General features: G+C 68.7%; 8 protein-coding genes and 1 pseudogene. 5 read left to right on the forward strand and 4 right to left on the reverse strand.

From position 1 onward, the window contains the following. Positions 1 to 59 precede the first annotated feature (59 nt). The gene (locus G472_RS0116030) at positions 60 to 1094 is read left to right on the forward strand and encodes an AraC-like ligand-binding domain-containing protein (RefSeq protein ID WP_169732819.1); all 1035 of its coding nucleotides are present in this window, start codon (positions 60 to 62) and stop codon (positions 1092 to 1094) included. Between the two features lie 51 nt (positions 1095 to 1145). On the opposite strand, the gene G472_RS33615 is transcribed toward G472_RS0116030, so the two are convergent. The 4 genes from G472_RS33615 to adh all read right to left on the reverse strand — a co-directional run bounded on the left by G472_RS33615 (position 1146) and on the right by adh (position 7050). Next, complete coding sequence (locus G472_RS33615) at positions 1146 to 3791, reverse strand: hybrid sensor histidine kinase/response regulator (RefSeq protein WP_035692616.1); 2646 nt, start codon at positions 3789 to 3791, stop codon at positions 1146 to 1148. After that, positions 3788 to 4960 carry a nitric oxide-sensing protein NosP gene (gene nosP, locus G472_RS0116040; protein WP_051340894.1) on the reverse strand — a complete coding sequence of 391 codons (1173 nt, stop codon included), beginning with the start codon at positions 4958 to 4960 and terminating at the stop codon, positions 3788 to 3790. Before nosP ends, G472_RS33615 begins: the two co-directional genes overlap by 4 nt. Positions 4961 to 5059: 99 nt before the next feature. Then, on the reverse strand, positions 5060 to 5437 hold the full coding sequence (locus tag G472_RS0116045; RefSeq protein WP_029009208.1) for a DUF779 domain-containing protein: 378 nt from the start codon (positions 5435 to 5437) through the stop codon (positions 5060 to 5062). Positions 5438 to 5529: 92 nt separating this feature from the next. After that, entirely contained in the window at positions 5530 to 7050 is a 1521-nt protein-coding gene (adh, locus tag G472_RS0116050; protein ID WP_029009209.1) for an aldehyde dehydrogenase, read from the reverse strand. 339 nt (positions 7051 to 7389) lie between these two features. Between adh and G472_RS0116055 the strand changes: the two genes are divergently transcribed. From G472_RS0116055 to G472_RS40225, 4 genes and pseudogenes are all read left to right on the forward strand, one after another. Further along, on the forward strand, positions 7390 to 8043 hold the full coding sequence (locus G472_RS0116055; protein ID WP_029009210.1) for a response regulator transcription factor: 654 nt from the start codon (positions 7390 to 7392) through the stop codon (positions 8041 to 8043). A 193-nt stretch (positions 8044 to 8236) separates the two neighbouring features. Continuing rightward, positions 8237 to 8494, forward strand: a complete 258-nt coding sequence (locus G472_RS38145) for a type II toxin-antitoxin system Phd/YefM family antitoxin (RefSeq protein WP_084536689.1) — start codon at positions 8237 to 8239, stop codon at positions 8492 to 8494. Continuing rightward, a complete protein-coding gene (locus G472_RS38150; RefSeq protein ID WP_084536690.1) occupies positions 8491 to 8874 on the forward strand; it encodes a type II toxin-antitoxin system VapC family toxin in 384 nt (127 codons plus the stop codon). The genes G472_RS38145 and G472_RS38150 overlap by 4 nt, the downstream gene beginning before the upstream one ends. 209 nt (positions 8875 to 9083) lie before the next feature. Then, a pseudogene (locus G472_RS40225) lies at positions 9084 to 9219 on the forward strand (IS256 family transposase); the annotation flags it as partial.

Genomic DNA, 9219 nt, shown 5'->3' on the forward strand with positions numbered 1-9219 from the left:
TGACAGGACCGCCGCGGCAGGTGCTCCTGACCTTCAGAGAGTTGGGCGGGCGTATGGACATGGCCGACACCGCGGGGGGAGCGCACTCCGTTCTTCGCTTCGACAGCACGGAGATGGCGCCGGAGGAAGGGTTCCGGCTCTGGCGGGACCAGTTCTCGCCGATCTTCGACGTCAGCATCCCCGACGGCGGCGCGGTCGGCAGCTTCTGCGGCGCTCTGGAAACCTATCATCTGGGCAGTGTGCTGCTCGGCCGCTGCACCTCGGTGACCCAGACCTTCCGGCGCGACCGCCGGGTCCTGGCCCGCAGCGGCCTCGACCACTATCTGGTCCAGCTTCAGAATCGGGGAGGCTCGCGCGGGACCATGGGCGCACGGGAGGTAGCCGTCGGGACCGGCGACGTCTGCATCCTTGATCTGGCCCAATCGGTTCACACGGTCGACCACGACGTTGACTGCATGACCCTCTGCCTGCCGCGCGACATGCTGGCACCGCTGGTGACGGAACCCGACGGGCTGCACGGCCTGGTGCTGTCCGGCGGCAGCCCGGTCGGCGCCATGCTGGCCGGCCACATCCGCTCGCTCTTCCGGGTGGTGGACAGCCTGTCAGCGCGCGAGGCGCGGACGGTGGCGCGCGGCACGGCCGCTTTCATCGCCGGCTGCCTGGGGCCGACGGTCGACGCGCTGGACCTTGTGCGGCCGGAAGTCCAAGCGTCGCGTATGAGCGCCATCAAACGCTACATCGACGCCCATCTCGGCAATCCGCGGTTCGGCGCCGCCGACATCATGCAGGCGTTCGGCGTGTCGCGCCCGACGCTCTACCGGATGTTCGAGCCGATGGGCGGAGTCGCCGCCTACATCCTGCAACGCCGGCTCTCCCACGGTCTGGCCGATCTGATGTCATCGCAGCATCACCGCGTCGCCGACATCGCCCATCGCCGGGGCTTCAGCTCCGAAGCCGCCTTCAGCCGCGCCTTCCGCAACACGTTCGGGATGGCACCCCGCGATGCCCGGACCAGCGGGCAACGGGTCAACACCCCGGCCACCGGCATCGCCGATACATTCAAACGCTGGTTCCACGAACTGGCCGTTCCGTGAAGACGCCGGTCGTGCTTCACGGGGTCCGGTCCGCCGCAAGCGCCACGGCGTCTACCCCAGCAGACCGGCCATCAGCGCCCGCAACTGGGGCGGGCGGACCGGCTTGTTCAGCACCGTGCAGCCGTGCGCCTGCGCCCGCGCCGCCAACTCTGCGGAGCGGTCGGCGGTGATCAGGATGGCCGGCAGGCGGCGGCCGCACAGATCGCGCAGGCGTTCCACCTCGGTGATGCCCACCGCACCGTCGTCCAGGTGGTAGTCGGCGATCAGCAGGTCCGGCGGGCGGGGCAGATCGGCCAGCCGGCGCGCCGCCTCGTCGCCCGAGGCGGCCAGCGTCACCGCGCACGACCAGCCGCCCAGCAGCGCCTGCATGCCCGCCAGCACCGCCGGCTCGTTGTCGAGCACCAGCACCGACACTCCGGCCAGGCCGTCGCCGGCGGCACGGGCGGTGCGTGCGGCATTCCGCCCCGGCGCCGGGCGCACGCCGTAAGGCACGGTCACCGCGAAGACCGAACCGCGGCCGGGCTGCGAGCGCACGGTGACGGCCAGCCCCAGCATGCGCGCCACCCGGTCGACGATGGCCAGGCCGAGCCCGATCCCGCGCTGGCGGCCGTCGCCGCACGGGGTGTCGAGGCGCCGGAACTCCTGGAAGATCTCGCCCAGCTTGTCGGGGGGGATGCCGGGGCCGGTGTCGCACACCTCGATGCGCAGGCCGGCGGCGGTCCGCCGGCATCCCACGAGCACACGCCCGCGCGCGGTGTAGCGCAGGGCGTTGGAGACGAAGTTCTGCACGATCCGCCGCAGCAGGCGCACGTCCGAACGCACCACCGCGCGCGACGCCACCACGGTGAGGTCCAGCCCGCGCTCCCGCGCCACCGGCGCGTATTCCGTGGCGAGCGCCCCCAGCAGGCTGCCGATGGGAAAGTCGGCGAGGTCCGGCGTCACCGCCCCGGCGTCCAGCTTGGCGATGTCGAGCAGCGCGTCGAGCAGGTCCTCGACGGCTGCCAGTGCGGCGTCGATGTTCTGGACCATGGCGCGGTTGGCGGCGGGCTGGTCCAGATCGTCGAGGGCCGAGACGAACAGCCGGGCGGCGTTCAGCGGCTGCAGCAGGTCGTGGCTGGCGGCGGCCAGGAATTTGGTCTTCGACAGGTTGGCCTGTTCGGCCTCCGCCTTGGCCAGCCGGGCGGCGCCCTCGGCGGCGGCGCGCTCGCGGATTTCCTGCTGGAGCTGCAGGTTGAGCCGGGTCAGCTCCGCCGTGCGCTCCGCCACCCGATGCTCCAGGCTCTCCTTGGCGTCCTCCAGCGCCTGCGCCACCAGACGGCGTTCCGTGATGTCGTGGATCAGCGCGAAGAAGCCCAGCACCTCGCGCCGCTCGCCGAAATGCGGGATGTAGGTGGCCAGGGCGTAGCGCGCGGTTCCGTCGTCGCCGGCCTCCTCCATCTCGAAGGTGACGCTTTCGCCGGCCAGGGCGCGCAGGACGTAGGGCCGGCGCAGCGCGTACTCCCCGGCGCTCAGCACCTCCGCCATGGGCCGGTCGTCGATCTCCTCGCGCGGACGCCTGAACCAGTCCTCGTAGGCGCGGTTGACGAAGCGGTAGCGCTGGTCCGCGTCCACATAGGCGATCAGGGCCGGCACGGCGTCGGTGATCACCCGGATGCGGCGCTCGCCGTCGCGCAACGCCTCTTCCGACCGCTTGCGCCCGGTGATGTCGGTGAAGGTCAGCACGAAGCCGCCGTCGGGCATGGGGCTGCGGCTGATCTCCAGCACGGTGTCCTCCAGCCACGCCTGCTCCGTCACGCCGCCGCTGCGCAGCAAGGCGTCCCCGTGCAGGCCCCGTTCACCCAGGGCGGCGTTGTACGCCATCAGGTCGGCGAAGCCGGCGCCCTTGCGCGCGACGGGTGCGGGCAGCCGCAGCAGCGCCGCGAAGCGGTCGTTCCAGGCGACCAGCCGGTCCTCCCCGTCGTACACCGACACACCCTGCGCGATGGTGTCGAGCGTCGCCTGAAGCAGCGCCGATTTCTCGGCCAGTTCGCGCTCGCGCCGGCGGGTCTCATGCTCCTTGATGTCGGTGATGTCGGTGTAGACCCCGACCACGCCGCCGTCGCCGGTGCGCCGCTCGTTGATCTGGATCCACCGCCCGTCGGCCAGCCGGTGGATGTGGGCGCCCCGCAGGTCGCGGTGCTGCCCCAGGCGGTCGGCCAGCCAGTCGGCCGGCGGCCGGGTCGGGTCGGCGATGGCGTGATGGCTGGCGGCCAGCGCGGCGATCTCGGCGAAGGGCATGCCCGGCCGGATGCGGTCGGCCAGTCCCGGCCAGTAGGACAGGTACTTGCGATTGCACAGAATCAGCCGGTCGTCGGCGTCGTACAGGGCGAAGCCCTCGTTGACCGATTCGATCGCTTCCGACAGGCGGGTGCGCATGGTCTCGGCCAGCGCCTTGGCACGGGCGAGGTCGCGGTGGGAGTCCTCCAGCTCGCGAAAGGCCCGCTCCAGCTCCAGGGTGCGTTCGCGCACCTTGCCTTCCAGGACGATGGCGGTCTGAAACAGGGCGAAAGCGCCGCCCTGGAAGTCCATGGACCGCTCCACCCGGTCCATCAGCACCTTGTTGATGCGCCGGAGCTTCTGGTTCTCCCGTTCAAGTTCCGCCAGCCGGGCCCGGTCGGCCGGCTCCGGGGCGGGGAGCGCTCCCGTCGCCGCGCTCATCGCGCACCGATGGCCACACCGGTGAAGGTGTGGTTGGTGTGCATGCCGTTGTACTGCTCGCCGTAGGCGCTGAACCCGACGACGCGGTTGGCGCCGAACAGCCCCGACATGGCGCGGCTGAGCTGGCGCTGCTCCATCTCCAGGCGGCGCAGGATGCACTCGCAGCCCAGCACCAGGTCCGGCGCGCCGATCTCCTCGTGCAGGCGGGCCATCAGGGAGCGGAAGCTCTCCACCGGGTCGATCCCTTCGGCGACGGTCAGCACGATCCCCTCGTCGATGGCGCAGAAGAAGGTCAGGCTCTCGTCCTCGTTGACCTTCTGGATGGAGCGGACGTGGTACTGGCCGCCGACGCGCACGACCACGGGGTGGGATGCGAAGATCATCGGGGTCAGGCGCTCGCCGTCCAGCCCGACCAGGCGGGCGTACTCGCGCCCGGCCGGCTCGGCGTTGATCTCCGTGACGATGCGGCGCAGCGGATCGGCGCCGGTCACCACCATCTTGCCTTCGGTGGGCAGGAAATGCTCGGTGCGGAACACCTTGAAGCGCCGCGCCGAGGTGAACAGGGCGATCACCCCCGCATCCTCGTGGAACCGGCCGTCGTGCAGAACGAACGTCCGTTCGAAGCGCAGGTCGTCCCCGGCGGAGCCGCCGAAGAGCGGCACGTCCACGAGCACGCTGTGCAGCGCGCTGACCACCAGCTCCTCGCGCAGCGACATGCCGTCCACCAGCAGCATGGCGAAGCAGCCTTTGGCCTCCAGCGGCCGCGCCGCCAGCGCCCGGTCGCGCTTGTCCATCAGCGCGCGCATGATGCGCGGGCTGTCGGACACCTCGAACCCGGCCAGCCCGTCGATGCGCTCCGTGACGATCGAGAAGTCGCAGCGGGGGAAGCCGATGCCGGTCAGCGTGCCGTCGGCGTAGCCGGCGGGGGTGATCTCCCCGGCGGTGGTGCAGCCGATGACCGGCGTCCCCGCGAAGCTCTCCGCCAGCGCCGCCGCCAGGGCGTCGCGGGGGAAGCGCGGGGAGCAGAAGACCACCACCAGCTCCAGCTCCTCCCCCAGCGCCGCGCGCAGCTCGCGCGCCGCCGCGCGGGGGTCGTCGGCCCGGGCCGTGGCGCGCGGCAGCGGCGGCGAGGCGGCATCGCGGGCCGGCGGAGGAACGGGAACGGGCATGGGCGGACGTCTTCAGGGCGATGGCACGGGCAAACAGCCTATCGCAGCGCCGCCGCCCGGCAAAAGACCCCGGGCGGCCGGGCGGTATGCGACCTTCGTCTAGATCTCGTCGGCGCGCCGCACCGGCGGCAGGGCGGCGGTCTCCTCATCGGTGAACAGGCGCGAGCGGGTGAGGAAGCGCAGCCCCTCCGGCGCCTCCAGCGAGAAGCTGGCGCCGCGCCCCGGCACCACGTCGATGATCAGCGCGGTGTGCGCCCAATACGCGAACTGTGCGGCGCTCATGCAGAAGGGACAGCCGCCGATGGTGCCGAGCAGCACGTCGCCGGCACCGACGCGGAACTCCGCGCGCGGGAAGCACATGGGGGCGGAGCCGTCGCAGCAGCCGCCGGACTGATGGAACAGCAGGAGACCATGCACGCCCTTCAGCCGCTCGATCAGGGCGAGGGCGGCGGGGGTGGCCGTGACGCGGTCGGTCATCGACGCCTCCGGTGATGACGAAGCGGGATCGAAGGGCGGTGCCGGAGGCCCGAAGGCTCCCGGCACCGCCGCCCGGCGTTCCCGGTGGCTGATCAGAAGAAGCCCAGCGCCTTGGGATCGTAGCTGACCAGCAGGTTCTTGGTCTGCTGGTAGTGGTCGAGCATCATCTTGTGGGTCTCGCGGCCGATGCCCGACTGCTTGTACCCGCCGAACGCGGCGTGGGCCGGATAGAGGTGGTAGCAGTTGGTCCACACGCGGCCCGCCTGGATGGCCCGGCCCATGCGGAAGGCGCGGTTGCCGTCGCGGCTCCACACGCCGGCGCCCAGGCCGTACAGCGTGTTGTTGGCGATGGCCAGCGCCTCGTCCTCGTCCTCGAAGGTGGTGACCGAGACCACCGGGCCGAAGATCTCCTCCTGGAAGATCCTCATCTCGTTGTGGCCGGCGAACACCGTCGGCTCCACGTAGTAACCGCCCTCCAGCTCGCCGCCGAGATGGGCGCGCCGGCCGCCGATCAGCAGGCTGGCGCCCTCCTGCTTGCCCACGTCGATGTAGGACAGGATCTTTTCGAGCTGGTCGGAGGACGCCTGGGCGCCGATCATCGTGCTCGGGTCGAGGGGGTTGCCCTGCTTCACGTTGGCGACCCGCTCCAGGGCCTTTTCCATGAAGCGGTCATAGATCGACTTCTGCACCAGCACCCGGCTCGGGCAGGTGCACACCTCGCCCTGGTTCAGCGCGAACATGGCAAAGCCTTCCAGCGCCTTGTCCAGGAACGCGTCGTTGCCGTCCATGACGTCGGCGAAGAAGATGTTCGGCGACTTGCCGCCCAGTTCCAGCGTCACCGGGATGATGTTCTCGGACGCGTACTGCATGATCAGGCGGCCGGTTGTCGTCTCGCCGGTGAAGGCGATCTTGGCGATGCGGTTGGAGGTGGCGAGCGGCTTGCCGGCCTCCAGCCCGAAGCCGTTGACCACGTTCAGCACGCCGGGCGGCAGCAGATCACCGATGACGTCCATCAGCACCAGGATGCCCATGGGGGTCTGCTCGGCCGGCTTCAGGACGACGCAGTTCCCCGCGGCCAGGGCCGGCGCGACCTTCCACGCCGCCATCAGGATCGGGAAGTTCCACGGGATGATCTGGCCGACGACGCCCAGCGGCTCATGGAAGTGATAGGCGTAGGTGGTGTGGTCGATCTCGGCAATCGACCCTTCCTGCGCGCGCACGCAACCGGCGAAGTAGCGGAAATGGTCGATCGCCAGGGGAATGTCGGCGGCGGTGGTCTCGCGGATCGGCTTGCCGTTGTCCAGCGTCTCGGCGAGCGCCAGGACCTCCAGCTTCTCCTCCATCCGGTCGGCGACCCTGTTGAGGATGCGCGCGCGCTCGGCCGGCGACGTGCGGCCCCAGGCGTCCTTGGCCTTGTGGGCGGCGTCCAGCGCCAGGTCGATGTCCTCGGCCGTGGACCGCGCCACCTCGCACAGCGGCTTGCCGGTGATCGGCGTGAGGTTGGTGAAATACTGCCCCTTGACCGGGGCGACCCACTGGCCGCCGATGAAATTGTCGAACCTGGAGCGGATCGCCGACGCCCGGTTCAGCGACTCAAGAGCTTTCTGGAGCATTGTCCGTCCCTCTGTGCCGTGCCGGTCCTGTGCGCCGGATCACGGTGCGGTGTTGTGGCCTGCCCTTTTCTGGGCGACACGCCGTGGCACCGTAAATCCGACCATGGTCCCGTCCCGACCGGCGAACAGCCCCCGAAGCCGGCCGGCCGCCATCCGAAGCCGTGCGGACTCTGGCGATGGGCGCTCCCCCTTTCGTCGCATGAGGCGGCGGTGCCGGACGCATGCTTCCATAGTCGTATGTGAACGAAACGGATTGTCGCGTGGGCCTTGCTTGCGCGGGCGGTGGCGGTCATGATGTTTTCGGGAAACGCCCATAAGCATCGAGCGTGAATACACGCCATGAGCAAGATATTGATCGCCGACGACCATCCGATGGTGCGCGATGCGTTGCGCAACGCGGTGGGCTACGCCTGTCAGGCCGAACAGATCCTTGAGGCCGGCAGCCTCGACGAGGCGTCGCGGCTGCTGGGGGAGAACGGCGACGTCGACCTGGTGCTCCTCGACCTCAACATGCCCGGCATGAACGGGCTGGCGGGCGTCGTCAGCCTGCGTACTCTGTTTCCGGCGGCTCCGGTGGTGGTGGTGTCGGCCCATGACGACCGCAAGCTGGTGCGCGACGTGATGCGCTGCGGCGTGTCCGGCTTCATACCCAAATCCACCCCGCGCAGCGGCATCGCCGCGGCGTTGCGCCACGTCATGGACGGCGGCGTCTACATGCCGCCCGATTGCGAGGAGGACGATCCCGACGCCGACGCCGGCGCCGGCGAGATCGCGCAACGCCTGGCGTCGCTGACGCCGCAGCAGATGCGCGTTCTCGAACTGCTGGGGACCGGCAAGCTCAACAAGGAGATTGCCTTCGACCTCGGCATTGCGGAGACGACGGTCAAGGCGCACGTCTCGGCCATCTTGCAGAAGCTGAAGGTGTACAGCCGCACCCAGGCGGTCATCTTCGCGGGCCGCATGCAGATCGGCCAGCCGCGCGACGGTTTCTGAAGGGCCGGCGCGGAGACGCGGAAAAGTCCCTGACACCGCATGGCATCAAGGACTTTTTGATTTGGTTGCGGGGGCACGCAATGGCCGATGCCGACACCCGCTGAAGATCCCTGTTTGACGTTGATATGGACCATTCTCTGGTCTAACAATAGGGGCTCGGTGGATCGCCTCTTGGTCCGGAATGGAGCAAGCTATGCGGGTGTCTGTGACAGAAGCTAAGGGCCAACTGACCGAACTGGTGAGGCGGGCTGAGGCTGGAGACGAGGTCATCCTGACGCGGCATGGTCATGCAGCCGTTCGTCTGGTGCCGATCAAAGCAACCTTTGATAGAATATCGCGCCGATCTCTGCTCCACTCGGCGCGCGCTTCTGCGGCGGGAAAGGTAACCGCCGGGCCTACGGCGGCTCGAAGTCAGGACTTCCTTTATGATGATGCAGGCATGCCGGAATGATAGCAGTCGATACATCGGCATTAATGGCGATCCTGCTCAACGATCCGGAAGCAGATGCCTGCATCGCGGTGCTGGAGGCAGAAGAAGACCTCCTTATCTCGGCTGGCACGGTCGCCGAAGCGCTGATCGTTGCTGCCCGCCGGAATGTCGGCGAAGAAATGGCTCAAATCATTGATGGACTCGGGCTTGAGATTGTCAATGTGACGCCGGCAGCAGCGCGCCGAATTGCACGAACTTATGCACAATGGGGCAAAGGTGTCCATCCAGCGGCACTGAATTTTGGAGATTGTTTCTCATACGAAGTAGCAAAAGAGCACGGGTGCCGCTTGTTGTTCGTAGGGAAAGATTTCTCCCGGACGGATTTGGAAAGTGCCATTTAGATGATGCGGCGATACTGACTCAGTAATACGCGGTCAGGAAGATCCTGGCCGCGTCCCCCGAGGTGGTGTACGAGCTGTGGGTAAGCGGCCCGCCGCAGCGCCCCCCAGAGCTGGCGTAGGCGGGCCGCTTATCCACAGTGGGGCGGTCATCGAGGATCTCCGGTAGGTTCGGGTCACCACAACCTTGAACGAGACTGGCGAGGACCCCGATGACCATGGACAGAATGGCGCTTCACGAGCTTCTGGAGAAGGGCTCTGATTTGGACCTGCTGCGCGAGATGATCGGCTATGTCGCGCAGCGCCTGATGGACCTGGAGGTCGACGGCCTGTGCGGCGCCGGACACG

The organism is Azospirillum halopraeferens DSM 3675, assembly GCF_000429625.1.
In the GTDB taxonomy this organism is placed as follows: Bacteria; Pseudomonadota; Alphaproteobacteria; order Azospirillales; family Azospirillaceae; genus Azospirillum; species Azospirillum halopraeferens.

Excerpts from the sequence above, each read along its gene's own strand:
- G472_RS0116030 (WP_169732819.1), top strand. The coding sequence starts at position 60 with ATGGCCGACACCGCGGGGGGAGCGCACTCCGTTCTTCGCTTCGACAGC.
- G472_RS33615 (WP_035692616.1), bottom strand. The coding sequence starts at position 3,791 with ATGAGCGCGGCGACGGGAGCGCTCCCCGCCCCGGAGCCGGCCGACCGG.
- nosP (WP_051340894.1), bottom strand. The coding sequence starts at position 4,960 with ATGCCCGTTCCCGTTCCTCCGCCGGCCCGCGATGCCGCCTCGCCGCCG.
- G472_RS0116045 (WP_029009208.1), bottom strand. The coding sequence starts at position 5,437 with ATGACCGACCGCGTCACGGCCACCCCCGCCGCCCTCGCCCTGATCGAG.
- adh (WP_029009209.1), bottom strand. The coding sequence starts at position 7,050 with ATGCTCCAGAAAGCTCTTGAGTCGCTGAACCGGGCGTCGGCGATCCGC.
- G472_RS0116055 (WP_029009210.1), top strand. The coding sequence starts at position 7,390 with ATGAGCAAGATATTGATCGCCGACGACCATCCGATGGTGCGCGATGCG.
- G472_RS38145 (WP_084536689.1), top strand. The coding sequence starts at position 8,237 with ATGCGGGTGTCTGTGACAGAAGCTAAGGGCCAACTGACCGAACTGGTG.
- G472_RS38150 (WP_084536690.1), top strand. The coding sequence starts at position 8,491 with ATGATAGCAGTCGATACATCGGCATTAATGGCGATCCTGCTCAACGAT.